This window comes from Lentzea sp. NPDC055074, assembly GCF_053608005.1.
The window spans coordinates 95653-118870 of the sequence record NZ_JBSGUQ010000006.1 but is presented as its reverse complement, the minus strand read 5'-3'; the positions used below and the strand labels follow the sequence as shown (position 1 = coordinate 118870).

The following is a 23218-nucleotide window of genomic DNA, read 5'->3' as shown; positions in this document are numbered from 1 at the left end:
GTAGAACCGGTCAGACGACCGCGCGCTCCTCCGCGAAGTGGCACGCCGCCGGGTGGCCCCCGTTGCGCGACACCAGCTCGGGAACCTCGGTCGCGCAGATGTCCTGCGCCTTCCAGCACCGCGTGCGGAACCGGCAGCCCGACGGCGGGTCGATCGGCGAGGGCACGTCACCCGTCAACCGGATGACGTCACGCCGGCCGCGCTGGGTCGGGTCCGGCACCGGCACGGCGGACAACAGCGCCTGCGTGTACGGGTGCATCGGACGCTCGTAGATCTCGTCCTCGGTGCCGACCTCGACCATCTTGCCGAGGTACATCACCGCGACGCGGTCCGACAGGTGGCGGACCACCGACAGGTCGTGCGCGATGAACACGTACGAGAGACCCATCTCGGACTGCAGGTCGCCCAGCAGGTTCATGACCTGCGCCTGGATCGAGACGTCCAGGGCGGACACCGGCTCGTCGCACACGATCACCTTGGGCTTCAGCGCCAGAGCACGCGCGATGCCGATGCGCTGGCGCTGACCGCCGGAGAACTGGTGCGGGTACCGGTTGATGTGCTCCGGGTTGAGACCCACGGTCTCCAGCAGCTCCTGGACCTTGCGCTGCCGGTCGCCCTTGGGCGCGACCTCGGTGTGGATCTCGTACGGCTCACCGACGATGTCGCCGACCGTCATGCGCGGGTTCAGCGACGTGTACGGGTCCTGCAGCACGATCTGGATGTCGCGGCGCAGCTTGCGCAGCTCCGCGCCCTTCATCGCGAACATGTCGCGGCCCTCGAAGCGCGCGACGCCGGACGTCGGCGGCTCCAGGCGCATCAGCACCTGGGCCAGCGTGGACTTGCCACAGCCGGACTCGCCCACGACGCCGAGCGTCTCGCCCTTGTTGAGCGTGAACGAGACGCCGTCGACGGCCTTGACGTGGCCCACGGTGCGCTTGAACAGCACGCCGACGCGGACCGGGAAGTGCTTGACGAGGTTCTCGACCTCGAGGATGGGCTCAGCCACGAGCGACAACCTCCTCCGCGATGTGGCACCGGCTGGTGCGGCCCATGCCCAGGTTGTGCACCGTGGGCACCTCGGTGGAGCAGCGGTCGAACACGCGCGGGCAGCGCGGGTTGAACGGGCAGCCCGGTGGGATGTTGGTCAGCGACGGCGGCAGACCCTTGATCGTCTTGAGCTCCTGGCCGCGCAGGTCCACGCGGGGCAGGGACTCGAGCAGCGACTCCGTGTACGGGTGCCCCGGCGCGCGGAACAGCTCGTAGACGTCGGCGTGCTCGACGATGCGGCCCGCGTACATGACCGAGATCCGGTCCGCGACGTCGGCGACGACGCCGAGGTCGTGGGTGATCAGGATCATGCCCATGTCGCGTTCCTTCTGGATCTCCGCGAGCAGGTCCATGATCTGGGCCTGCACGGTGACGTCCAGCGCGGTGGTGGGCTCGTCCGCGATCAGCAGCTCCGGGTCGAGCGCCAGCGACATCGCGATCATCGCGCGCTGCCGCATACCGCCGGAGAACTGGTGCGGGTAGTCCGAGACGCGCCCCTTGGCGTTCGGGATCTTCACCTGGTCGAGGAGCTCGACCGCCCGCTTGCGAGCGTCCGCCTTGGACATCCCGCGGCGGACCTTGAGCTGCTCCTCGATCTGGAAACCGATCGTGAACACGGGGTTCAGGGCGGACAGCGCGTCCTGGAAGATCATGGCGATGCCCTCGCCACGAACCATGCGGCGCTCTTCCGCCGACTGGGACAGCAGGTCCTCACCGCGGAACTTGATCGAACCGTTGGTGATGAACCCGGGCGGCGTGTCCAGGATGCCCATGATCGTCTGGGCGGTCACGGACTTGCCGGAGCCGGACTCGCCCAGCACCGCGAGGGTTTCACCCGCGGAGACGTGGTACGAGACGCCGTTGAGCACCTTCGCGACACCGTCGCGGGTGCGGAATTCCACGTGGAGATCCTCGACCTCCAGCAATGGCTGAGTCACAGGATCTTCCTAACGGGACTTGGGGTCGAGGGCGTCGCGCACGGCGTCACCGAGCATGACGAAGGCCAGCACGGTGATCGTCACGAACGCGGCGGGGAACAGCAGCATGTGCGGAGCCGACTGGAAGTAGTCGCGCGACTCCGAGATCATCACGCCCCACGACACGACCGGCGGACGCAGGCCGATGCCGAGGAACGCGAGCGTCGCCTCGGCGCCGATGAAGGCACCCAGCGCGATCGTCGCGTACACCAGCACGGGCGCCACGGTGTTCGGCAGCAGGTGCCGGAACACGATCCGCAGCGGGGAGGCGCCGAGACCGCGGGCGGCCTTGACGTAGTCCTGCTGCTTCGCCACGAGGGTCGCGGAACGCATGATGCGCATGGCCACCGGCCACGACAGCACGGCGATCGAGAGCACCACCTGCGTGATGATCCGGACGACGCCGGGGTTCTCCGTCGGGGCGTTGAGCGTCGTCAGGATGACGATCGCACCGAGCACGAACGGGATGCCGGCGAAGATGTCGCTGAACCGCGACAGCACCGAGTCGATCCACGTCTTCGCGTAGCCGGCGATGATGCCGACGGTCGAACCGATCAGCACGGTCAGCAGCGTCGCGAAGATGCCGACGAGCAACGACGCGCGGGCGCCGTGCATCGCACGGGCGTAGACGTCGTAGCCCTGCAGGTCGTAGCCGAACCACGCGTCGCCCGAGGGCGACTGCAGCGACTTGTCGAGGTCGGCCGCACGCGGGTCGACCGACGTGAACAGCGTCGGCCAGATCGCCATCAGCACGATGACCGCGATGATCACCAGCGAGATGATGAACGTGGGCTTCGTGCGGAGCTCGCCCCACGCGTCGCTCCAGAGCGAGCGCGGCTTCTTCTGCTTCTGCGACGAGTCGTCGACGTGGCTGAGCTGGTCGACACCGGCCGCCGCGGAGGCCTCGAGTCCGGTTCCGCCGGACACGGATCCTGGGTCACTCATAGCGAATCCTCGGGTCGAGAACGGCGTACAGGAGGTCGACGATCAGGCTCATCAGCAGGTACACGAGGACCAGCAAGGTCACGATGCCCGTGACCATGATGCCTTCCTTCTCCTGGATGCCGCGGAAGATCAGGCCGCCGATGCCGTTGATGTTGAAGACGCCCTCGGTGACGATCGCGCCACCCATGAGGCTGCCGAGGTCGGTGCCGAGGAACGTGATCACCGGGATCAGCGAGTTGCGCAGCAGGTGGATGCCGACGACGCGGGACTGCGGCTGGCCCTTCGCGATGGCCGTGCGCACGTAGTCGGCGCGACGGTTCTCGACGATGCTCGTGCGGGTCAGCCTGGCCACGTAGGCCATCGAGAGACTGCCGAGCACGAAGCCGGGCAGGATCAGCTCACCGAACGTCGGATCGGAGCTGACCGAGGTGTCCATCAGGTCGAAGCCCTGCGGGCCGAGGTAGAGCCGCAGCACGAAACCGGTGACGAAGACCGGGAGCGAGATGAGGAACAGGGTCGAGACGAGGACGAGGTTGTCCAGGAAGCCCTGCTTGCGCAGACCGGTGAGGACACCGGCGACGATGCCGATGACGGCCTCGATGATCAGCGCGATGATGCCCATCTTGAGGGTGATCGGCCACGAGGTGGCGATCTGCTCACCGACGGAGACGCCGTTGAAGGTGGTGCCGAAGTCACCGACGAGCAGGTTGCCCAGGTACTTGAAGTACTGGACGACCAACGGGTCGTTGAGGTTGAGCTTCTGGCTCATCTCGGCGATGTAGGCCGGATCGCACGGCCGCTGGCCGCACTTGCCCGCGAAGGGGTCCTGCGGGATGGCCCAGACCAGGGCGTAGATCAGAAAAGTGGTCCCCAGGAAGACCGGTATCAGCTGCAGCAGACGGCGCAGCACATAGCGACCCATGAGGTCGGCTCCTTGCGTGGTGGGGGGCGCCCAAGGTCCTGGACACCGCTCCGGCCCCGCGCCCGTAACGCTCGAGGGACGCGGGGCCGGACGGTGTGTTCAGAACTCAGGTGTTCGGCAATCAGGCCTTGACGCGGAAGGACTCCAGAACGCCCTGACGCTTGAACGACATCTTGGCCTCGAGGAGGTTCTTCGAACGACCACCGATGCCCTTCTCGTTCCAGGTCGGCATGGAGGGCAGGTCCTTCGCGATGAGGTCCTCAGCCTGCTGGTAGATCTTGATCGCCTCGTCCTCGTTCGCCGTCTCGTCGGCCTTCTTCAGAAGGGCGTCGACCGCGGGGTTCGAGTAGTTCGAGTCGTTCGAGGAACCACCGGTGCGGTACAGCGGGTTGAGGAAGTTCTCGATCGACGGGTAGTCGGCCGACCAGTCCGAACGGCTCATGCCGGTCAGCTGCTTGCCGTCGACGATCTGGCGGAACGCACCGAAGTTGGTGGCACCGACGAACTCGCAGTCAACACCGAGCGCCTGCTTGATGCTGTTGCACGCCGCCTCGAGCGGCTCCTTGCGGCCACCGTCCTGGTTGGACTGGATGGTCAGCTTGGTGCCGGTGAAGCCCGACTCCTGGAACAGCTGCTTGGCCTTGGCCGGGTCGTACTTGCAGAACTCGCCACAGGTGTCGGGGCGGTAGCCCTTGATGCCGGGCGAGACGTAGCTGGTCGACGGCACGTAGGAGCCGGCGAGCACGGTCTTCGTGATCTGCTCCCGGTTGATGGCCATCGAGACGGCCTGGCGCAGCTTCACGTTCTTGAACTCGGGGAGGTACTGCGGGAACGCGATGGCGCTCTGGCCGAGCAGGTTCGCGTTCACGACCGCGTCACCGAGGTCGGCCTTGTACTTCTCGCCGACCTTGGCCGACGGGGGCAGGGCCTCCATGAAGTCCAGCTTGCCCGCGATCAGGTCCTGGTACGCGGTCTCCTGGGAGGAGTAGATCTTGTAGTCCAAGGTCTTGAAGTTGACCTTGTCCTCGCCCTTGTAGTCGTCGAAGCGCTCCATCTTGATCAGCGCGTTCGGCGTGCGGGAGACGAACTTGACCGGGCCGTTGCCGATGGGCTTGGCCTCGGCGGCCTTCGGGTCCGCGAAGAACGAGTCGGCCATCGGCGAGAACGGCGTGTAGCCGATCATCGTCGTGAAGACCGAGGTCGGACCGTTGAGGGTGACCTTGAACTCGTAGTCGCCCACCAGCTCGAGACCGGACATCTTGTCCTTGGCCGGCTTGGCGTTCTCGTCGGCCGGGTGGACGTCCTCGAAGCCCGCGATCGGGGAGAAGAACGATGCCGCCTGCTGTGCGTTCGGCGCGTACGCGGCGTAGTTCCAGGCGTCGACGAAGTTCTTCGCCTTGACCTCGGTGCCGTCGTGGAACTTCCAGCCCTGCTTGATCTTGATGGTGTAGACCTTGGCGTCACTCGAGGTGATCGACTCGGCCATCAAGTTGTAGGGCGCGCCGTCTTCCGCCTTGTAGCCGACCAGCCGCGAGAACAGCGAGTCGGTGACCTTGCCACCGCCGGCCTCGGTCGTGTTGGCCGGGAACAAGGTGCTCTTGGGCTCGGTGCCGTAGATGGACACCGTGCCGTCCGGGTTGGCCTTGCCATCGGCGGCGTTGTTGCTGCTACCACCGCCGCCGCATGCGCTGAGCGTCATGGCGAGCGCGGCTGGCAAAGCCACCCACGCAACCCGTGATCGCGACATCAGTCTCTCCCGCCTTTCCCCGGCGCCGCTCCGCAGATATTGCGTGCGCGCGCCTCCCCGGGAGGTCTCGTCCACCTCCCAAAACGTGAGAGGACGTTAACCGGGGCGGCGAGTAGTACGCGCATCGAAATCGGTCACAAAATTGTCACGATCACCTCAAGGCGACCTTAATTCGGCGCTAGACCAGCGAAAACGCGATGCCGTCGAGGATGTCGTGCTCGCTGCACACGAGCGTGCGAATTCCCGCGCGATTCTCCAGCTCATCGGCAATCGCACGCAGTACCACCGCTCCACCGCAGATCACGTCCACTCGACCGGGGTGCATGGGTCCCAGCGAGGCACGCTCATCATGCGTCATGGAGAGGATACGGTCGGTGATTTCACGAACATTGTCAAGTGTGATGCGGCTGAGGTGAATATCGTCGCTGTTGTACACCTCCAGCCCCTGGACCAGGGCTGACAATGTCGTCACCGTCCCGGCGACCCCGATCCACGTCTTCATCTTCTCGACCGGGACGACTTCGAATGCCTCTTTGATTGCCTCACGCGCAAACGCTTCCGCCTGCGCGATTTCGTCCTTCGCGGGCGGATCGGACGCGATGAACCGCTCCGTGAGCCGCACGCAGCCGATGTCCATCGACCTCGCGGCCTCCACCTCCGAGCCCGTGCCGAGGACGAACTCGGTGCTGCCACCACCCAGATCGGTGACGAGGAAGGGTTCCTCGTCCGGGTCGAGGTCGGCCACCGCGCCGAGGTAGGAGAGCCTCGCCTCCTCGTCGCCGGTGATCACCTCCGCGGGCGCGCCGAGGATCTGCTCGGTCATGCCGAAGAACTCGTCGCGGTTGCTCGCGTCCCGCGTGGCGCTCGTCGCGACCATCCGTGCGACCTCGACGCCCTTGCGTTGCATCGTGCGCGCGTAGTCGAGGAGGGCCTGCCGGGTGCGTTCGATCGCGTCGGGGTGCAGGCGCCCGGTCGCGTCCACGCCCTGCCCGAGCCGGACGATCTTCATCTCGCGGTGGACGTCACGCAGCCAGGCGGTGCCGTCCTCGCGCTTGGTCACGTCCGCGATGAGCAGTCGGATCGAGTTGGTACCGCAGTCGATGGCCGCGACGCGCGACATGGTCACCCCTACTTCTTCGCCTGATGCTCCTCCGCAAGCATGGCGTAGACGAGGCAGTTGGCCCATTCGCCCTCGAAGAACTCGTTCCGCCGGACGAGCGCCTCGCGCTGCGGCCGAGCTGGGAGCGGCCGGTCCGTCCAGACCGGGTGGTCAGGCGTCAGCGCGGCGGTACTCCTCCTCCAGCAGCGCGTAGACGAAGAGGTCGCCCCACTCGCCCTTGAAGATCTCGTTGTGCCGGAAGTGGGCCTCCCGGCGCATGCCGAGGCGTTCCATCAGCCGCCACGACGGCTCGTTGCGCGGGTCGCACTCCGCGACGATCCGGTGCAGGCCGAGGTGGGTGAACCCGAGGTCGAGCATCGCGCGTGCCGCCTCGGTCGCGTAGCCGCGGCCCTGGAACTCGGGGTGGAGGCTGTACCCGATCTCGCCCTGCTCGTCCTTTTCACTGCGCCACCTGAGCACGGCACCACCGATGACCTTGCCGGCCTCGGGCAGGAAGATCGCCAGCGCGAGACGTTGGTTCTCCCCGGTGAGCTCGTCGTCCGCGATGAGCCTGTCCAGCAGTTCGGCGCACTCCTCGCGGCTGACGGACTCCTCGTAGAGGTAGCGGAAGACGTCCGGGCGGGAGCGGTAGGCGTAGAAGTCGTCGAGGTCGGTCGGGCGGAACGGGCGCAGGAGCAGGCGGCCGGTGTTCAGCGGGTAGTCGAGGCGCACACCGGCACCCTGCCAAGGAACCCGCGCCGTGCCACCTCAATTACCGCCCTCACGGAAAGCGGTCGTCGAGCGGTGCGGGCATGACGCCCAGGATCAAGCTCTCCAGCCCGGCGTCGCCGACACCGAAGAACCTGATCCCGTCGGTGACGACGTAGATCGCCCCACGGTCGTCCATCCCCAGGAAGAACCTGCCGCGGTCGAGCTCGCCCAGCGGTGCCATTACCCGGCCGATCTCGGCTCCGCACTCGCTGTACCTGTCCTCCTCGCCCTTCGCGAGGAGCGGGTCGAACTCGAACGGCTCCCTCGCCCGCGAGATGCCCGAGCCGTTGTCGGGGAAGGACAGGCCGTTGAACTCCGCGAGGAACCGCACGACGACCTCGGGGAAGACGAACCCGGACTTCTCCAGCGGCGCGCGCCAGGCCTCGGTGTCGACCGTCCTGCCGGGATACCAGCCCGCGCTCCGCAGGGTGCGCTCGGACTCTTCGGAGAACCTCGCGGTCACGGGGACTTCACGAGGTGCAGGAATGCCGACCAGGCTTCGCGGGACACGGGGAGGTGGGTGGCGGGGGCCTTGCTGTCGCGGACACCGACGCCGTGGCCGACCTCGACGCAGTCGCTGACGTCCGCGCTATAGCTGCTCTTGCGCCAGTTCGACAAGCGGAACGCCCCCTTGGGCTTCGAGGCTGCTGATCAGTCTCCTCGACTGTTCAGCATCGAGCGCGTGCTTGTCGAGCCACTTCAACACGTTGTCGTAGTCGTCCAGGCTCTTCTTGTCGTCGAGGAAGAGGCCGGTCCGCAGGGCTTCGATCCAGACGGCCGGCTCGTACTTGGCGTACTCCAGCTTGACGAACGGACCGCCTGCTCCGGCATGAGCGCCGAGCGCCGTCGGCACGACTCGGACAGTGATGTACGGGCGCACCATCATCGTCAGGAGGTGGAGGAGCTGGGCCTGCATCACGTCCGGGCCACCGACCTGCAGTCGGAGGGCGTTCTCGTGGATGTAGAAGAGAAACTCCCTGCTGCGGTTGAAGATCACCTGCCGACTGATCTTGAACCGGATCAGATCGTCGAAGGCCGGCGGCTTGATGACCGCCGAACTCTCCAGCAGCGCGCGGATGTAGGCAGCGATCTGAAAGAGCCCTGACACGTAGATGGGCGACCATGTCGTGATCTTGTTGGCGAGACGTTCCTGGTCGATGAGCGACTGCAGGACCTTGGGACTGCCGTCATCGACGAACTGCAGCCACCCCCTCTCCCGCGACTCGCGGTAGAGCGCGACCATGCGCTCGACTTCCTGGTGGTGGACGCGGCAGTACGAGAGCAGACGGACGAGGTCGAGCTCGCTGACGCCGCCCTTCCCGTTGACCGCGTCGGAGACCTTGGCCTCCTGCCAGTCCAGCAGTTCGGCGAGTCTGCACTGGGTCAGGCCGCTCTGCTCGATGGCGTCGCGGACGCCGCTACCGAACTCCCGGCCCACCACGCTCGAGTTGCGCTTAGGCATGCGGACGAACCTAGGAGACGGAATCCCCTGTCCCACAACGTTTCTGCCCGAATCGCCCCGAACGAGGTACGGCTTGGAATCGTTCCAACCCGACACGCCGCACTAGCTCGGCGTGCTCGTGACCAGACTCTGCGAGGTCGGTCCCACCGAACTGTTGGCGCTGCTGCTGCCGCTGTTGCTCGAGGACGACTGCTGCGGCGGGGTCGACTGCTGGGGCGGGGTCGACGGCTCCGTCTGCGGCGGGTTGGTCGTCGTCGTCGTGGTGGTCGTCGTGGTCGTGGTGGTGGTCGGCGGCGTCGTGGTCGTCGTGACGCACGGGTCGGCCGGCGGCCTCGTCGTCGTCGACGTGCTCGTGGGAGTGGTGGTCGACGTCGTCGTCGTGGGGCAGTTCGGGAACGTCGTCGTCGTGGTCGTCGTGGTGGTGGTCGTCGGGTCCGTGGTCGGGTTGCCGGTGTTCCCGTTGCCGTTGGTCGGCGGGTTGCCGGTGTTCGGGTTGCCCGGGACCGGGTTCTGCTGGTTGTTGCCGTTGTCCGGCAGCAGCGGCAGGGTGTCGACGTTGTCGCTGTAGTCCTTGGCCCACTTGAGGACCTTCTGGACGTACGCCTGGGAGTTGTTGTAGCGGAAGACGGCCTTCGCTCGGTCTTCCTGCTTGGTCATGTCGCCGCCGCCGGAGCAGAGGTAGCGGCCGGCGCCCAGGGCGGCGTCGTAGATGTTGTTCGGGTTGACGATGCCGTCGTCGTTCAGGTCGCCGCCGAAGCTCGCCCACGTGGTGGGGATGAACTGCATCGGGCCGACCGCGCGGTCCCAGGTCCCGTCGCCGTCGAGGCGGCCGCCGTCGGTGTCGCGGATCGCGGCCATGCCGGGGGCGCCGTTGAGGACCGGGCCGAGGATCTTGGGGTTGGCGTCGCCGGCGGCGTTCACGCGGCCGCTGTTGGCGTGGTTCGACTCGATCTTGCCGATGCCCGCGAGCAACGCCCAGTCGAGGTTGCAGCCCGGGACGAGCTCGGCCATCTTGTCCTCGGCGCGGAGGTAGGCCTCGACCATCACGCCCGGGATGTCGTGGACACCGGAGACCCCGCCGTCGTCCAGCAGGCCGTCGTCGAGGTCGCCGTCGTCGAACTCGCCGTCCTCCAGGTCGGCGAGCAGAGCCGCGCTCAGTTCCTCGGACAGCGGCAGGCGGCCGGACGCTCCGAGCTCGGACGGGTCGCGGTGCAGGGCGCCGTAGACGTCGGCGCGCCCTAACGAGACAGCGATGTCATCGTGCTTGGCGAGGTTGACCCAGTCGACGAGCTTGGTCCCGACGATCATGGCGGGGGCGAGCATCGCAGCCAGCGCGGCGACGGCGAAGCCCTTTTGCCTTGGGCTCAGCACCGACGGTCCACGCAACTTGGCCATTGCCACGAATACTCACCTCTCGTGCGTCATCGCGGCTCGCCGTCCTGCAGTTACGGCGAAAGCCCCCGTCGTGACCCGTTCCACCCTGCCCCACTACGAAGCCTAGGTGTACCCAAGACGGAGTGAAGCGTGTGTTCGGTTCCGTTGACCGTTAACTCGGCGCGCACTCACCCGCCGGCCACAGCCCCTGCTCGCTCAAGAGTGCCAGCGCCTCGTCCCCCATGGGATTGACCCCAGGGCCCTTCGCGAGGGCATGAGCGACGTGCACGTGAAGGCACTTGACCCTGACCGGCATGCCGCCCGCGGTGACCTGGGTGCCGAGCGACTCGATGGCGTCGCGCTCGGCGAGGTACGCCTCGTGGGCGCGCTGGTAGGCGGCCGCGAGGTCCGCGTCCGTGGCCAGGCGCTCCTGCTGCTCCTTCATCAGCCCGCCGCCTTCGAGCGTGCTGACCAGGGAGTTCAGCTTCGGGCAGGTGAGGTAGTACAGCGTCGGGAACGGCGTCCCGTCGGGCAGCCGCGGCGCCGTCTGCACGACGTTCGGGTGCCCGCTCGGGCAGCGCGAGGCGATCGCACGTGTCCCGCGCGGCGTGCGGCCGAGCTGCTGAGCGACCGTTTCCAGGTCAGCAGCACTTACTTGTGCGTCACCGATTCCCAAAGTTCCTCGTACCAAGATCCTTGTGCCGCCTGCTTGCCCGACGGCCTCTCCGTTTCCGTGTTGCGACTCTCGTCACCCGGCAGTTGCACGATGTAGGGCGTCTCGCCGGGCCGCACCCAGTGCAACCGCTTGCGCGCCTCGATCTCGACGTACGCCGGGTCCTGAAGCTCCGACTTGCGCTTTTCCAGCGCGGCGACCGTCTCGCGCAGCTTCTGCTGCTCGGCGCCCACGTCCCGCAGCTCGTCGCGCTGCGAGAGGTAGGTCCGCAACGGGACCGCGATGCTCAGCGCCAGTGCGCACAGCACCATCGCGAACATCGCGGCCCGCCGCGTCCCGGTCATGCCGAACGCGCCACCCGTGCCCTCGCTGCGCCGTGACGGCGCCTTCGGGCGAGGTGGTTTGCGCGCGCGTGCGGGCCGTGCCTCCCGCTCTTCGCGGGGGCGACGGGGACGACGCGCGCGCTCGGCCATGCTCTAACCCTCTCAGCTCTCCGGCGTGTAGCGCGGGAACGCGAGCTCGCCCGCGTAACGCGCCGCGTCGCCGAGGCTCTCCTCGATGCGCAGGAGCTGGTTGTACTTCGCGGTGCGCTCGCCACGGGCCGGGGCACCGGTCTTGATCTGGCCGGCACCGGTCGCGACGGCGAGGTCGGCGATGGTCGTGTCCTCGGTCTCGCCCGAGCGGTGCGACATCATCGACTTGTAGCCGTACGACGTGGCCAGCGAGACCGCGTCGAGCGTCTCGGACAGCGTGCCGATCTGGTTGACCTTCACCAGCAGCGCGTTGGCGGCGCGGCGGGAGATGCCCTCCTCCAGGCGCTCCGGGTTCGTGACGAAGAGGTCGTCGCCGACGATCTGGACCTTCTCGCCCAGCTCGGCGGTCATCTGGACCCAGCCGTCCCAGTCGTCCTCGGACAGCGGGTCCTCGATAGAGACCATCGGGTAGTCGCGGACCAGCTCGGAGTAGTAGCCGATCATCTGCTCGGCCGAGCGCTTGTTCTTCTCGAACGTGTAGGCGCCGTCGGAGAAGAACTCCGTGGCGGCCACGTCGAGCGCGAGCGCGATGTCGCGGCCCGGCCGGTAGCCGGCCTTCTCGATGGCCTCGAGGATGAGGTCGAGGGCGTCGCGGTTGCTGCCGAGCGACGGCGCGAAGCCACCCTCGTCACCCAGACCCGTGGCGAGGCCCTTGCTCTTCAGCACGGACTTCAGGGCGTGGTAGACCTCGGTGCCCCAGCGCAGGCCCTCGCGGAACGTCTCCGCGCCGATCGGCGCGATCATGAACTCCTGGATGTCCACCTCGGTGTCGGCGTGCGAACCACCGTTGAGGATGTTCAGCATCGGCACCGGCAGCACGTGCGCGTTCGGTCCGCCGATGTAGCGGAACAGCTCCAGGCCGCTGGAGGTCGCCGCCGCCTTCGCGACCGCGAGGCTCACGCCGAGGATCGCGTTGGCGCCGAGGCGGCCCTTGTCGGGCGTGCCGTCCAGGTCCACGAGCTTCTGGTCCACGACGCGCTGCTCGACGGCCTCGATGCCGACCAGCTCGGGCCCGATCTCGTCGAGCACCGCGGTGACCGCGCGCTCGACGCCCTTGCCGCCGTACCGCTTGGCGTCGCCGTCCCGCAGCTCCACCGCCTCGTGCTCACCGGTCGAAGCACCCGACGGAACGGCCGCACGCTCCAGCGTGCCGTCGTCCAGCGCCACCTCGACCTCGACGGTGGGGTTGCCGCGAGAATCCAGGATCTCGCGTGCTCCGACCTGCTCGATGACCGCCACTTGCGCTCCCTGTTTCTCCTGCGTCTCGTCTCGCGACGAGCCTACTTGGGCCAGGTGACCGGCTGGGGCTCGACACCGTCAGATCACAGTGGTGCCCCCGCGCCTGTCGTCTGAATCGTGCCAGACGCTCTACGTGCTGCCTACCCGCGCTTCAGCCGACCTCGGACAGCGTCTTCGCGCCACGCAGCACCGCCTCGGGCAGATACCGCAGCGTCGTCGCCTCCCCGCCGGCCCAGACCCGGAGCCCGACGACCAGATCCCCGCGCACGAGGAAGGCCTCACAGCCCCAGACGGGGGGCGAGATCTCGGCGAGGCTGCTGCAGAACGCGTACGAGCCTTCGATCCCCTTGAGTTCGGGCAGTTCCACGTCCGCCTTGACCTCCCGCTCCGGCTTGCCGGCCGCGTCGACCCAGGTCCGGCAGGATCGAGCCTTGTCCCGCACCGTGTCGAGGACGTGCCGAGCTTCAACGCCCACCAGCCCGAACACGATCTGGTCGATGGTCGCCGGCCCCGTGAACACCCGTCTGCGCGACGTCGGGACACCGGAATCGATCTTCGCGCCCCCGCACACCCGGCTGAGATCGCCCTTGCCGGCGGCGGGCTCGACGGTGAGGTCCGGCCTGTCCGACTCGAACCGGCCACCGATGTCGTCGAAGGTCTCCGGCGGCATCAGCGCCGCCTTCACCTTCACGTCGATCGCGTTCACGACGTCCGATGTCGGAGCCGCGACGGGCATCGGATTCGTCACGGTCTGCGTGCAGGCCGTCAGCGCGAGCGCGCACACGACTGTTGCGAGTCTCTTCATCTACATCCCCCCAGGACCCGCTCAGGCTAAACGAACCGGGAGGTGCTTCACGCCGTTCTGGAAGTTCGACCGCAACCGGCCGACCTCCCCGTCGAGCACCAACTCCCCCGGCAGGTCCAGCACCGCCTCGAACACCGCCCGCATCTGCGTCCGCGCCAGCTGCGCGCCCAGGCAGAAGTGCGGACCGTGCCCGAAGCTCAGGTGGTCGGCCTCGCGCCGCCCCACGTCGAACCGGTCCGGCTCGGTGAACACGCGCTCGTCCCGGTTGGCCGACGAGAACCAGACGACGACCTTGTCCCCCGCCTTGATCTCCTGCCCTGACAAGGAAGTGTCCTTCACGCACGTGCGGCGGAAGTGCATGACCGGCGTCCACCAGCGCAACATCTCCTCCACCGCAAGGGGAAGGAGCGTCCGGTCGGCCCGCAGCCGCCGGTACTGGTCCGGGTGCGAGAGCAGCGCGATCATGCCGCCCGGGATGCCGTTGCGCAGGGTTTCGTTGCCCGCCACGGAGAACAGCCAGAAGAGGTTCTCGAACTCCTCCAGCGAGATGTCCTCCCGCATGAGGTTGCTCAGCACGTCGTCGGACGGGTTCGCGCGCTTGTGCTCACCCAGCGCGTGCGCGTAGGCGTAGAGGTCGGGCATGCCGTCGCGGGCGCGCGGGTCGCGGCCGTCGTCGGGGCGCAGGGCCAGCGCTTCCAGCGCCATGTCGGTCATGCCCTCGGTCGAGCTGGACGACAGGGCGTACTCGGGGTCCTGGAAGCCGATCACGCGGTTGCTCCAGTCGTAGAGCAGCGCTCTGTCCTGCCGGGGAACGCCGAAGACGTCGGCCAGGGTCAGCAACGGCAGGTCGGCGACGTCGTGGGCGAAGTCGCCGGACAGCCCGGCCACGATCTCGCGGGCGTTCGCGTGGACGCGGTCTTCCAGCAGGGCCACGGCCCGCGGGGTGAACGCCCTGGTCAGCAGGCGGCGCAACCGCGTGTGCGACGGCGGGTCCTGGTTGAGCATCATGCGCTGGACGTAGGCGAGGTCGGCGGGCAGCGGGTCGCGGATCTGGGTGGCGCCGCGGTGCGAGGAGAAGACGGCGGGCGAGCGCAGGACCGTGCGGACGTCCTCGTGGCGGAAGATCGCCCAGAAGTCGTCGATGCGCACCACGTTCTTCTCACGCAACCGGGTTAGTGCGTCGTGCGGGACTCCCGAGGTATACGTGTCCGGGTCGACGATGAGGTCGGCATCGGTCCTGGGCATAGAACGGATTCTGACGTGCTTCATGTCGAACGTGGTGGAAGCGGGCCGTTGCTGGTGCTGTTGCACGGGCTGGGCGCTACCGGCGAGGTGTGGCAGGACGTCGTGAGCGAGTGGCCCGGGAGCTGGCTCGTGCCCGACCTGCCCGGTCACGGACGAAGCGCGCCGCTCGACCGGTACTCGTTCGGCGCGTTCGCGGCCGCGGTGGCCAATGAGGTCCCGCGTGAACCGGTCGTGGTCGTCGGGCACTCGCTGGGCGGCGTGGTCGGGCTGGCGCTCGCGAGCGGGTGGTTCGGGGTCGAGGTGACCACGTGCGTCGGCGTCGGGATCAAGGTGCAGTGGACCGACGAGGAGCTGGCGAAGGCCGCTTCACTCGCGGAGAAGCCGGCGAAGGTCTTCGCCACCGAGGAGGAAGCCGTGGAACGGGCGTCGAAGATGGCCGGGGTGCCGCTGCGACACGGTGTGTCCGAAGTGGACGGTGGGTGGGCGCCCTCGCTGGACATGAGGGCCTTCGGCGTGGGCGCGCCGGACATGGCCGGGCTGATCATGGCGTCGCAGGCCCACGTCGTGCTGGCGGCGGGCGAGAACGACCCGATGAGCCCTCAGGAGCACCTGAAGGAGCTGGTGCCCGAGCCGGTCGTGTTCCCCGGCGCGGGCCACAACGTGCACGTCGAGTCGCCCTCGTCCCTGCGCGCCGTGCTGACTCAGGTCGCCACGTAGCCGCCGTCGGCCGTGATCACCGAGCCCGTGATGAAGCTCGACTTCTCGGAGGCGAGGAACAGCACGGCCTCGGCGATCTCGTCCGGCTGGCCGACGCGCTGCAGCGGGAGGTCCTTCGCGATCTCGTTGAACACCTCACCGGCTTCGGCCAGGGCCTTGTCGGTGGCGACCGGGCCGGGCGCCACGGAGTTGACGCGGACGCCGGCGGCACCGAACTCGACGGCCCACGAGCGGGTGAGCGCGTCCATCGCGGCCTTGGAGGCGTTGTAGACGGACCCGACCGGGGTGCCGACGACGGCCGCGATCGACGAGACGTTGACGATCGAGCCCTTCCCCCTGGCGACCATCGCCGGGGCGAGCGCGGCGGTGAGGAAGTAGGTGCCGCGGACGTTGACGTCGAACACCTTCTCGTAGACGTCGAGAGCCTGCTCGGGGGTCGGCGAGAACGGGAAGATGCCCGCGTTGTTGACGAGCACGTCGACGTCGCCGACCTCCTGCGCGAGCGCGCGGACGTCGTCGACGCTGCCGATGTCCGAGACGATGAAGTGACCGGTGCCGCCGGCCTGCTCGATGAGCTCGACGGTCTCCTTGCCGAGCTCGGCGCGGCGGCCGGTGACGTAGACGGTGGCGCCGGCCTCGGCGAGCTTGACCGCGATCGAGCGGCCGATGCCCGAGGTGGCGCCGGTGACGAGTGCCTTCTTGCCTGCGAGTTCGTTGGTCGACATGTCCCCGACCGTGGCCCCGCCGCGTCGTCAGGCCATAAATTCCGGATGAATCAGCTGGTCAGGACCGGTACGCGCCACCCGAAGTACATGCGCACGAAGTGCGGCAGCCGGTAGCGGCCGAGCACCAGCGGTTCGATCAGGTGCACGTCGGCGAGCGACTCCAGCAGGAACTCGATCGCCCCCGGATCGGCCCCGGACATCTCGGCCGCCTCGCACACGTCGATCACGTCCTTCTCGCGCCGCGCGAAGCACTGCAGCAGGTGCCGTTCCTGGTCGGTGAGCTGCTTCTCGGCCTTGACCAGCGGAGCGAGCACGGCCCGGCAGTCGGACGGGATGACGTTGCCCAGCTGCGTCTCCCGTTCCATCTGGGCCAGCAGCATCGCGACCGTCCAGTCGGGGCGGGCGGCGAGCTTGCCGCCGAGCACGCGGATGGGGTTCGGCAGGTACGAGACGCGCGCCAGCACCACGTCCGTCACTCCTGCCTCGGCGTCGGCCCTCGCGGGGTCGAGAACCCTGCGGAACAGCTGGTTCGCGTCGGCCTCGGTCAGTCCGGCGACCTTCAGCCAGACCACCCCGGCCAGCTCGTTCCACCGGCGCACGCTCGTGAGGACCAGGGCGGAGCCGGGGGTGCGCAGGTCCGCGATCTGGGCGGGGTCCCGCACGTCGTCGACGACGACCAGGAACCGCTTGCCGCGCGCCTTCTCCCGCCACAGCGCGGCTTTGTCGCCGCGGGGGTTCTCGACGCCGACCGCGCGCAGCAGTTCGTTCGCGACGTCCGTGCCGCTGACGAAGATCTGCCCGTCGGGGTAGTCCCGCTTGGCGAGGTGCGCGACGTGAACGGCCAGCGCGGTCTTGCCGCTGCCGTGCATGCCGGTGATGCCGACCGTCTGCGGCAGGGCCCGCAGCGCCTGCGCGATCTCGGCGGCCCGTCCGGTGAAGTCGGGCAGGCCGGGCGGCAGCAGTTCGGGACGGCGCGCCAGGAACAGGTCGCCCCGGAGGATCTGCTCGTGGATCCCACGCAGGTCCGGTCCCGGTTCGAGGCCGAGCTCCTCGTTCAGCAGGGCACGCACCTGCCGGAACTGCTCCAGCGCCTCGGCCTGCCTGCCCTCGCGGTAGAGGGCCTGCATGAGCAGCGCACGCGGGCGTTCCCGGAGAGGGAAGGCGGCGACGTGCTTCTGCAGTTCGAGGACGTCCAGCTCGCGTTCGAGCAGGGCCTCCCGGCACTTCAGCCGCTCGTTGCGGATCCTGACCCGCTGCGCCTCGAAGTACGTGCTGCTGAAGCCTTCGAGCGGTTCGTCGCGGCAGTCGTCGAAGAGCTCCGCCCTCAGCGTGTAGCCGCCGTCCTTGGACCTCAGGTCCAGCTCGGGCATGACCTTGCGGATCTTGTACATGTACGTCCGCAGAGCCATGACCGCGCTCGGCGTCGGGTCGTCCCAGATCATGCCGATCAGCTGGTCGTTGCCCAGCCGGATGCCGTTGTTCAGCAGCAACGCCGCCAGCACCGCCCGTTGCTGGCGCGGTCCCAGGTCGATCTCCTCGTCGTCTCGCCAGGCTCGTACCGGACCCATCAGTGAGAAGCGCAGGCTCATGCAACGGGACAACGCCCTCGGGCATTCCCCCATGCCCCGGTGCAATGAGTATTATGAAAGTAGGCTCAGAGCCTACGGAGGTCGTATGAAAGACCGCGTGACCATCCCGACCAAGCTCGCCAGGAGAGCGAACAAGGTGCTGCGTCCCAGAGACGCGGCGGACGTCTACGCCCACCCTCGCAGTGAGTTCGAACGGCTGCTGGAACAAGCGGTCCTGTGCCACATCAGCACCGGCTACTACGCGCTGGCCCCGATGGACCGTCTCGGCGACCCGAGCTGGCGCCCGGATCTCGCGGCGGCGGCGCTCGGCGTGGCCCAGGCCGATTACGGACGGGACGCCGTGGCGCTGATGAGCATCACCGCCGCGCGTCGTCACGGCGCGCTGCCCCGCGCCATCGGCACCGCGGTCGTGGCCGTGCCGAAACAGCGACCTGTCCTGCGCACCAGAATGGGCAACGTGGTCTTCGTGAAGCGTGACGTGAGCCGCCTCGACCTGGAGCAGGTGGAAACGGAGCTCACGGCGGGATGGATGACCACGCCGGAGCAGACAGCGCTCGACATCGCCGCTCGGCCGAAGCTCGGCGGTGTCGGAGCAGCGGATGTCGAGGAGATCCTGCGAGCGCTGACCCGCCGGATCGACTGGGCCGTCGCCGAGGAACTCGCACACGATCAGCACAGGCCGGCGGCGCTGGCGCGGGTGAAGGGGGCGGCGGATGCTTGACCACGAGGAACTCCGCGCGGTCGCCGGCGCGTTCGGTGTCGCGGAGGACCAGGTCAGGCGGGACCACCTGATCAGCCACGTGCTGGCAGTTCTGCCGAAGATCGCACCGGACGTGCTGTTCGTCGGCGGAACAGCTCTGGCGAGGACACATCTCGCGGACCCGGCGTCGGGCGGACGCCTGTCAGAGGACATCGACCTGTGGACGCCGGATCGTGCCGCGGTCGCGACCGCGCTCGACGACCGGCTGCCGCGACTCCTGCGCCGCGAGTTCCCCGGGACCAGGTGGGATCCTCCGCTGCGCTCCGCGAGGTCCGCGGTCGAACCAGGCGTTCTGGTGACGACGACCGATCTCCGCGTCCGGGTGCAGCTGCTCGACCACGAGGACTGGGCACGCTGGCCGAGTCAGGCCGTTCGCGTGGAGACCAGGTACAGCGACATCGTGTCGGAGGTCGTGCTCAGAGTTCCCACGTTGCAGGCGTTCGCGGCGATGAAGACCCTCGCCTGGGCAGACCGGCACGCCGCGCGGGACCTCTACGACCTCGCGCGCCTGGCCGAACTCGGCGCGCTCACCTCAGAGGCGGCCGGCCTCGTCCGCGACGCGACGGGTGCCTCGGTCCAGAAGTACGAGTTCGCCTCACTACCGTCCACACTGGACTGGCAGTCGCAGCTGGCTCACCAGACCAGCGAACTTCCCTCAGCCGACTGGTGCCTGCAGATCGTTCGGGAGGCCTACGGGAGGGCACTCGCCTGGTAGCGGTGCGCGCCGGTCGAGGCGCGGTGCCTCTCCTCTGCACCCCGCAGAACCCGACCTGGTCTGGGCGTCCGGCTACCCGGTCGGCGCCCTCGCGGTGGCCGTGGCCGCTGCTCGGCGTCCGCGGGGGCGGTGCGGCGACCACGCTGTCCTCTGTGGTCCCGTCCGTCACGGCGTTGATCGCGTGGCCGCTGCTCGGGCAGGTGCCGGCGGCCGGGCCGGCACGGCCACACCTTCGAGTTCTGTCGCCCGGACGGCAGTCGAAGAACGTGCGAGCGGTAGGTACCGTTGATCGAATGACGGACGGCACCTTCGAGGCGTTCCGGAAGGCCGAGGCGTTGATGGCCCAGCGCAGGCCGCTCGACGCGCTGCGCGAACTGAGGCCGGTGCTGGACGAGGCCGGCGAGGCGCCGTCCGTGCAGCTGCTGGCCGGCCGGGCCTATCTCGGGTCCGCGCAGCTCACCAGGGCGGAAGAGGCGTTCCGCAAGGTCCTCGACCTCGATCCGAGCGATCACTACGCCCGGTTCGCGCTCGGCAAGACGCTGCAACGGCAGGGGCGCCTCCCCGAGGCGCTCGCCCAGCTCCGGATGGCGGTCGCGATGAACCCGTCGCCGGAGTACCAGGAAGCGCTCGGAGAGGTCAAAGCCCGGCTGGCCCTGGGGAACTGATCACCGGAACAGGGTGTCGCCCCAGAACCCGCCCTCGCGCACGCCCGGAGGCACGGCGAAGTGCCCGGACCCGGTGTGCTCGATGTACTCCATCATGTCGTCCTTTGTGGACAGCGCCTGCTGCATCGGCACGAACTGCGTCCGCGAGTCCCGGTTGAACGCCACGAAGAACAGTCCCGCGTCGAGGTGGCCGAGCCCGTCGGAGCCGTCGGTGAAGTTGTAGCCGCGGCGCAGGATCCTGGCCCCGTTCAACGCTTCCGGTGAGGCGAGCCGGATGTGCGCGATCTCGCCGATCAACGGGATACCGCCCGCGCCCTTGACGTGCAGGTCGGGTTCGTCGAACTCCTTGCTCTGCCCCAGCGGGGCGCCCTCGCCCTTGGTGCGGCCGACGATCTGCTCCTGCTCGACCAGCGACGTGCGGTCCCAGATCTCGATGTGCATGCGGATCCGGCGCGACACCAGGTACGTGCCGCCGACGAGCCAGTCCGGCCCGTCCTCCTTCGAGACCCAGACGTGGTTGCGCAGGTGGTCGGCGTCCTCGGCCTTGATGTTGCGGGTGCCGTCCTTGAACCCGAACATGTTGCGCGGCGTGGCCTGGTCGCGCGTGGTCGAGGACGTGCGGCCGAACCCGAGCTGCGACCAGCGCACCGCGACCCGCCCGAACCCGATGCGCACCAGGTTGCGGATGGCGTGCACGGCGACCTGCGGGTCGTTCGCGCAGGCCTGGATGCAGATGTCGCCGTTGCTGCGCGCGGGGTCCAGGTCGTCCTGCGGGAAGCGCGGCAGGTCGATCAGCCGTTCCGGGCGCTTGTCCTTGATGCCGAACCGGTCGTCGAAGAGCGACGGGCCGAAGCCGATGGTGATCGTCAGCGCGGACGCCGGGAGGTCGAGCGCCTCACCGGTGTCCTTGGGCGGCGCTTCGACGTTGCCGCCGACCGCGCCGTTCTCCGCGGCCTCCTGACCGGCCGTCATCCGTTCCGCGGCGACGGTCCACTCCTTGAGCAGACTGACCAGCTCGTCGCGGCTCTTCGTCTTCACATCGAGCGCGACGAAGTGCATGTGGTCCTGCGCGGGCGTGGTGATGCCGGCCTGGATCTCGCCGCGGAACGGCACCTTGGCCGCCGCGACGTTCTCGACGGCCGGAGACTCCCGTGACGCCAGCACACCGGCGGCGGCGCCCGCCCCCGCGAGCGCCACTCCGGCGCCCGCGAACCCGAGCAGCCTGCGACGAGGAACCTCGTTCGTCACTTGGCCGACACCACTTCCGCGACCTTGCTGACCGGCTCGCCGAGCGCGTCGACGGCCTCGGCCAGCGCCTTGACCTCGTCCTGCGTCAGCTCGGTGTAGAGCTTGAAGCCGTCGCCCTTGCGGTGCTTCTCCAGCGCCTCGTCCAGCGCCTTGAACTTATCGTCCAAAGTGGACACGAGGGCCTTGTCCTTCTGCTCCACCACGGGGCGCAGCGCGGCGATCGCGGCCTGCGACCCGTCGACGTTCGCGCGGAAGTCCCAGAGGTCGGTGTGCGAGTAGCGGTCCTCTTCGCCGGTGATCTTGCCGGTGGCGACCTCGTCCAGCAGTTCCTTGGCACCGTTGGCCAGCTGCACGGGCGTCAGCTCCACGGACTTCGCCTTGGAGACGATCTCCTTGACGTCGGTCAGCAGCTGGTCCGCGATCTTGTCGGAGTCGGCCTGCAGCCCGGAGGTCCACAGGTCCTTCTCGAGGCGGTGGTAGCCGGTGAACGCCATGCCCTCCTCGATGACGTCCTCGCGGCCGTCGATCTTGGGGTCGAGGTCGCCGAAGCTCTCCGCGACGGGCTCGATGCGCTCCCAGTACAGGCGCGACACGGGGAAGAGCGCCTTGGCGTCGTCGACCTTCTTCGCCTTGACGGCGTTGACGAACTCCTCGGTCTTCACGAGCAGCTGGTCGGCCTGCGAGCTCACGTAGCGCTGGTAGCTCTTGGTCGCCTCGGCCAGCATCGCGTCGCCGTCGGTCGACTTCTTGGCGTCACCGGTGACGGTGAAGTCGCCGCGGATGCCGTCCCCCTTCATGCCGGGCTTGCACGCGGTCTGGAACTTGCCGGACTCCGTGACCTCGACGATCAGCTTCCGCGACAGCCCGGGCCCGATGTTCTCGACCTCGCCGAGGATCCGGTCGCCCTCGGCGTAGAGGTAGAACTCGGTGACCTTGGTGCCCTTGTTGGTCACCTCGAACGTGACGTTGCCCGTCCCCGCCTCGGTCTTCGCGACCTTGCACGCGTCGTCGGTGGCCTCGACGGCGATGTTGCCGGAGGCGTCGGTCGTGCCGCCGTTGCTGCTGCACGCCGCCAGCACCGCGAGTGAGCCCAGGATGACTGCTGCCTTGCGCACGGAGAACTCCAGTGATGATCAGTTGGCCACGGCGGCGCGACGGCGCGGCCGGATGAGGAACAGCGACAGAACCACCACCACGTAGGACACCCACGCGATGGCCTGCAGCACCGACGTGCGCTGCGAGTAGTTGAAGAAGCCCTTGAGCAGCGCCCCGTACCAGGAGTCCTCCGGCAGGGTGTCGCTGATGTCGAACGCCAGCGTGTTCAGCCCCGGCAGGATCGCGGCCTCCTGCAGGTCGTGGATGCCGTAGCTGAGGACGCCGGCGGCCACGAACACGAGCAGCACACCGGTGACGGTGAAGAACCTGCCGAGGTCGAACCGGATCGCCCCCTGGTAGAGCAGCGCGGCGATGACCACGGCCACCAAGATCCCGCCCAGGAATCCGATGAGCGGCTCGGTCGTCCCCCCTCCAGCGGCCTGCACGCTGGAATAGAAGAAGACGGCCGTCTCGAGCCCTTCTCGTCCAACGGACAAAAGGGACACGACAATGATGGCGAAAGGTCCGATTTTGAGTGCTTCGTCCATTTTGCCGCGCAGCTCGGCCGCGATCGTCTTGGCCGCCCGCCGCATCCAGAAGATCATTCCCGTGACGAACGCGACCGCAATGATCGACATCGTTCCGCCGAACGCTTCCTGCTGCTCAAAGGTCATCCCGGCAGCACTGAACGTGATCACCGCACCGGCCGCCACGGACAGTGCCACCGCGATCACGACACCCGTCCAAACCCACTTGAGCGCGTACCGCCGGTCGGTCTTCACGAGGAATGCGATCAGGATGCTCACCACGAGCGCGGCTTCAAGCCCCTCGCGCAGCCCGATGAGCCCATTGGCGAACAACATCC

Annotated in this window: 25 protein-coding genes; 4 read left to right on the top strand and 21 right to left on the bottom strand. The window is 68.2% G+C overall.

Annotated elements, in window-relative coordinates; all coding sequences use genetic code 11:
* Positions 1-10: 10 nt before the first annotated feature.
* The 16 genes from ACWF7A_RS16330 to ACWF7A_RS16255 all read right to left on the bottom strand — a co-directional run bounded on the left by ACWF7A_RS16330 (position 11) and on the right by ACWF7A_RS16255 (position 14839).
* Positions 11-1006 carry an ABC transporter ATP-binding protein gene (locus ACWF7A_RS16330; RefSeq protein ID WP_452251257.1) on the bottom strand — a complete coding sequence of 332 codons (996 nt, stop codon included), beginning with the start codon at positions 1004-1006 and terminating at the stop codon, positions 11-13.
* Positions 999-1985 carry an ABC transporter ATP-binding protein gene (locus ACWF7A_RS16325; RefSeq protein ID WP_452251256.1) on the bottom strand — a complete coding sequence of 329 codons (987 nt, stop codon included), beginning with the start codon at positions 1983-1985 and terminating at the stop codon, positions 999-1001. The genes ACWF7A_RS16330 and ACWF7A_RS16325 overlap by 8 nt, the downstream gene beginning before the upstream one ends.
* Before the next feature lie 9 nt (positions 1986-1994).
* Entirely contained in the window at positions 1995-2969 is a 975-nt protein-coding gene (locus ACWF7A_RS16320; RefSeq protein ID WP_452251255.1) for an ABC transporter permease, read from the bottom strand.
* Complete coding sequence (locus tag ACWF7A_RS16315; RefSeq protein ID WP_452251254.1) at positions 2962-3891, bottom strand: ABC transporter permease; 930 nt, start codon at positions 3889-3891, stop codon at positions 2962-2964. Before ACWF7A_RS16315 ends, ACWF7A_RS16320 begins: the two co-directional genes overlap by 8 nt.
* Positions 3892-4012: 121 nt before the next feature.
* Positions 4013-5638, bottom strand: a complete 1626-nt coding sequence (locus ACWF7A_RS16310) for a peptide ABC transporter substrate-binding protein (protein ID WP_452251253.1) — start codon at positions 5636-5638, stop codon at positions 4013-4015.
* A gap of 178 nt (positions 5639-5816) precedes the next feature.
* Positions 5817-6758: a Ppx/GppA phosphatase family protein gene (locus ACWF7A_RS16305; RefSeq protein WP_452251541.1), complete on the bottom strand. Its 942-nt coding sequence runs from the start codon at positions 6756-6758 to the stop codon at positions 5817-5819.
* A 150-nt stretch (positions 6759-6908) separates the two neighbouring features.
* Complete coding sequence (locus ACWF7A_RS16300; RefSeq protein WP_452251252.1) at positions 6909-7469, bottom strand: GNAT family N-acetyltransferase; 561 nt, start codon at positions 7467-7469, stop codon at positions 6909-6911.
* 49 nt (positions 7470-7518) lie between these two features.
* Positions 7519-7971: an SUKH-3 domain-containing protein gene (locus ACWF7A_RS16295; protein WP_452251251.1), complete on the bottom strand. Its 453-nt coding sequence runs from the start codon at positions 7969-7971 to the stop codon at positions 7519-7521.
* Positions 7968-8126, bottom strand: a complete 159-nt coding sequence (locus tag ACWF7A_RS16290; protein ID WP_452251250.1) for a DUF397 domain-containing protein — start codon at positions 8124-8126, stop codon at positions 7968-7970. The genes ACWF7A_RS16295 and ACWF7A_RS16290 overlap by 4 nt, the downstream gene beginning before the upstream one ends.
* Complete coding sequence (locus ACWF7A_RS16285; protein ID WP_452251249.1) at positions 8098-8970, bottom strand: Scr1 family TA system antitoxin-like transcriptional regulator; 873 nt, start codon at positions 8968-8970, stop codon at positions 8098-8100. The genes ACWF7A_RS16290 and ACWF7A_RS16285 overlap by 29 nt, the downstream gene beginning before the upstream one ends.
* 102 nt (positions 8971-9072) lie before the next feature.
* Positions 9073-10365, bottom strand: coding sequence for a lytic transglycosylase domain-containing protein (locus ACWF7A_RS16280; RefSeq protein ID WP_452251248.1), 1293 nt, complete (start codon positions 10363-10365; stop codon positions 9073-9075).
* Between the two features lie 151 nt (positions 10366-10516).
* Positions 10517-11014, bottom strand: coding sequence for a DUF501 domain-containing protein (locus ACWF7A_RS16275; RefSeq protein ID WP_452251540.1), 498 nt, complete (start codon positions 11012-11014; stop codon positions 10517-10519).
* Positions 10996-11490: an FtsB family cell division protein gene (locus tag ACWF7A_RS16270; protein ID WP_229693874.1), complete on the bottom strand. Its 495-nt coding sequence runs from the start codon at positions 11488-11490 to the stop codon at positions 10996-10998. The genes ACWF7A_RS16275 and ACWF7A_RS16270 overlap by 19 nt, the downstream gene beginning before the upstream one ends.
* 12 nt (positions 11491-11502) lie before the next feature.
* Positions 11503-12789 carry a phosphopyruvate hydratase gene (eno, locus tag ACWF7A_RS16265; protein ID WP_452251247.1) on the bottom strand — a complete coding sequence of 429 codons (1287 nt, stop codon included), beginning with the start codon at positions 12787-12789 and terminating at the stop codon, positions 11503-11505.
* 151 nt (positions 12790-12940) lie between these two features.
* Entirely contained in the window at positions 12941-13594 is a 654-nt protein-coding gene (locus ACWF7A_RS16260; protein WP_452251246.1) for a hypothetical protein, read from the bottom strand.
* 21 nt (positions 13595-13615) lie between these two features.
* Positions 13616-14839 (bottom strand): cytochrome P450, encoded by a 1224-nt coding sequence (locus ACWF7A_RS16255; protein ID WP_452251245.1) that lies wholly within the window; start codon positions 14837-14839, stop codon positions 13616-13618.
* A 15-nt stretch (positions 14840-14854) separates the two neighbouring features.
* Here ACWF7A_RS16255 and ACWF7A_RS16250 point away from each other — a divergent pair, with 15 nt between their 5' ends.
* Positions 14855-15556 (top strand): alpha/beta fold hydrolase, encoded by a 702-nt coding sequence (locus ACWF7A_RS16250; protein ID WP_452251244.1) that lies wholly within the window; start codon positions 14855-14857, stop codon positions 15554-15556.
* Here ACWF7A_RS16250 and ACWF7A_RS16245 read toward each other — a convergent pair.
* Both ACWF7A_RS16245 and ACWF7A_RS16240 read right to left on the bottom strand, forming a co-directional pair.
* On the bottom strand, positions 15541-16281 hold the full coding sequence (locus ACWF7A_RS16245) for an SDR family NAD(P)-dependent oxidoreductase (RefSeq protein ID WP_452251243.1): 741 nt from the start codon (positions 16279-16281) through the stop codon (positions 15541-15543). The two genes, ACWF7A_RS16250 and ACWF7A_RS16245, sit on opposite strands and share 16 nt — an antisense overlap.
* A gap of 50 nt (positions 16282-16331) precedes the next feature.
* Positions 16332-17849 carry a BTAD domain-containing putative transcriptional regulator gene (locus tag ACWF7A_RS16240; protein WP_452251242.1) on the bottom strand — a complete coding sequence of 506 codons (1518 nt, stop codon included), beginning with the start codon at positions 17847-17849 and terminating at the stop codon, positions 16332-16334.
* A gap of 106 nt (positions 17850-17955) precedes the next feature.
* On the opposite strand from ACWF7A_RS16240, the gene ACWF7A_RS16235 reads away from it, so the two are divergent.
* From ACWF7A_RS16235 to ACWF7A_RS16225, 3 genes are all read left to right on the top strand, one after another.
* The gene (locus ACWF7A_RS16235) at positions 17956-18591 is read left to right on the top strand and encodes a type IV toxin-antitoxin system AbiEi family antitoxin (protein WP_452251241.1); all 636 of its coding nucleotides are present in this window, start codon (positions 17956-17958) and stop codon (positions 18589-18591) included.
* The gene (locus ACWF7A_RS16230; RefSeq protein WP_452251240.1) at positions 18584-19345 is read left to right on the top strand and encodes a nucleotidyl transferase AbiEii/AbiGii toxin family protein; all 762 of its coding nucleotides are present in this window, start codon (positions 18584-18586) and stop codon (positions 19343-19345) included. Before ACWF7A_RS16235 ends, ACWF7A_RS16230 begins: the two co-directional genes overlap by 8 nt.
* A gap of 293 nt (positions 19346-19638) precedes the next feature.
* Positions 19639-20010, top strand: a complete 372-nt coding sequence (locus ACWF7A_RS16225; RefSeq protein WP_452251239.1) for a tetratricopeptide repeat protein — start codon at positions 19639-19641, stop codon at positions 20008-20010.
* Here ACWF7A_RS16225 and efeB read toward each other — a convergent pair whose 3' ends face one another.
* From efeB to efeU, 3 genes are read right to left on the bottom strand one after another with little or no spacing between them, the layout of a single operon-like run.
* A complete protein-coding gene (gene efeB, locus ACWF7A_RS16220; RefSeq protein ID WP_452251238.1) occupies positions 20011-21258 on the bottom strand; it encodes an iron uptake transporter deferrochelatase/peroxidase subunit in 1248 nt (415 codons plus the stop codon).
* Positions 21255-22373 carry an iron uptake system protein EfeO gene (efeO, locus tag ACWF7A_RS16215; RefSeq protein WP_452251237.1) on the bottom strand — a complete coding sequence of 373 codons (1119 nt, stop codon included), beginning with the start codon at positions 22371-22373 and terminating at the stop codon, positions 21255-21257. The genes efeB and efeO overlap by 4 nt, the downstream gene beginning before the upstream one ends.
* A gap of 18 nt (positions 22374-22391) precedes the next feature.
* Complete coding sequence (efeU, locus tag ACWF7A_RS16210) at positions 22392-23216, bottom strand: iron uptake transporter permease EfeU (protein ID WP_452251539.1); 825 nt, start codon at positions 23214-23216, stop codon at positions 22392-22394.
* Between the last annotated feature and the right edge of the window lie 2 nt (positions 23217-23218).

Coding starts and splice junctions, on each gene's coding strand:
- ACWF7A_RS16245 (WP_452251243.1), bottom strand. CDS start 16,281: ATGTCGACCAACGAACTCGCAGGCAAGAAGGCACTCGTCACCGGCGCC.
- ACWF7A_RS16270 (WP_229693874.1), bottom strand. CDS start 11,490: ATGGCCGAGCGCGCGCGTCGTCCCCGTCGCCCCCGCGAAGAGCGGGAG.
- ACWF7A_RS16285 (WP_452251249.1), bottom strand. CDS start 8,970: ATGCCTAAGCGCAACTCGAGCGTGGTGGGCCGGGAGTTCGGTAGCGGC.
- ACWF7A_RS16260 (WP_452251246.1), bottom strand. CDS start 13,594: ATGAAGAGACTCGCAACAGTCGTGTGCGCGCTCGCGCTGACGGCCTGC.
- ACWF7A_RS16255 (WP_452251245.1), bottom strand. CDS start 14,839: ATGCCCAGGACCGATGCCGACCTCATCGTCGACCCGGACACGTATACC.
- ACWF7A_RS16305 (WP_452251541.1), bottom strand. CDS start 6,758: ATGTCGCGCGTCGCGGCCATCGACTGCGGTACCAACTCGATCCGACTG.
- ACWF7A_RS16310 (WP_452251253.1), bottom strand. CDS start 5,638: ATGTCGCGATCACGGGTTGCGTGGGTGGCTTTGCCAGCCGCGCTCGCC.
- ACWF7A_RS16225 (WP_452251239.1), top strand. CDS start 19,639: ATGACGGACGGCACCTTCGAGGCGTTCCGGAAGGCCGAGGCGTTGATG.
- ACWF7A_RS16280 (WP_452251248.1), bottom strand. CDS start 10,365: ATGGCCAAGTTGCGTGGACCGTCGGTGCTGAGCCCAAGGCAAAAGGGC.
- ACWF7A_RS16240 (WP_452251242.1), bottom strand. CDS start 17,849: ATGGGTCCGGTACGAGCCTGGCGAGACGACGAGGAGATCGACCTGGGA.
- ACWF7A_RS16315 (WP_452251254.1), bottom strand. CDS start 3,891: ATGGGTCGCTATGTGCTGCGCCGTCTGCTGCAGCTGATACCGGTCTTC.
- efeU (WP_452251539.1), bottom strand. CDS start 23,216: ATGTTGTTCGCCAATGGGCTCATCGGGCTGCGCGAGGGGCTTGAAGCC.
- ACWF7A_RS16320 (WP_452251255.1), bottom strand. CDS start 2,969: ATGAGTGACCCAGGATCCGTGTCCGGCGGAACCGGACTCGAGGCCTCC.
- ACWF7A_RS16230 (WP_452251240.1), top strand. CDS start 18,584: ATGCTTGACCACGAGGAACTCCGCGCGGTCGCCGGCGCGTTCGGTGTC.
- ACWF7A_RS16235 (WP_452251241.1), top strand. CDS start 17,956: ATGAAAGACCGCGTGACCATCCCGACCAAGCTCGCCAGGAGAGCGAAC.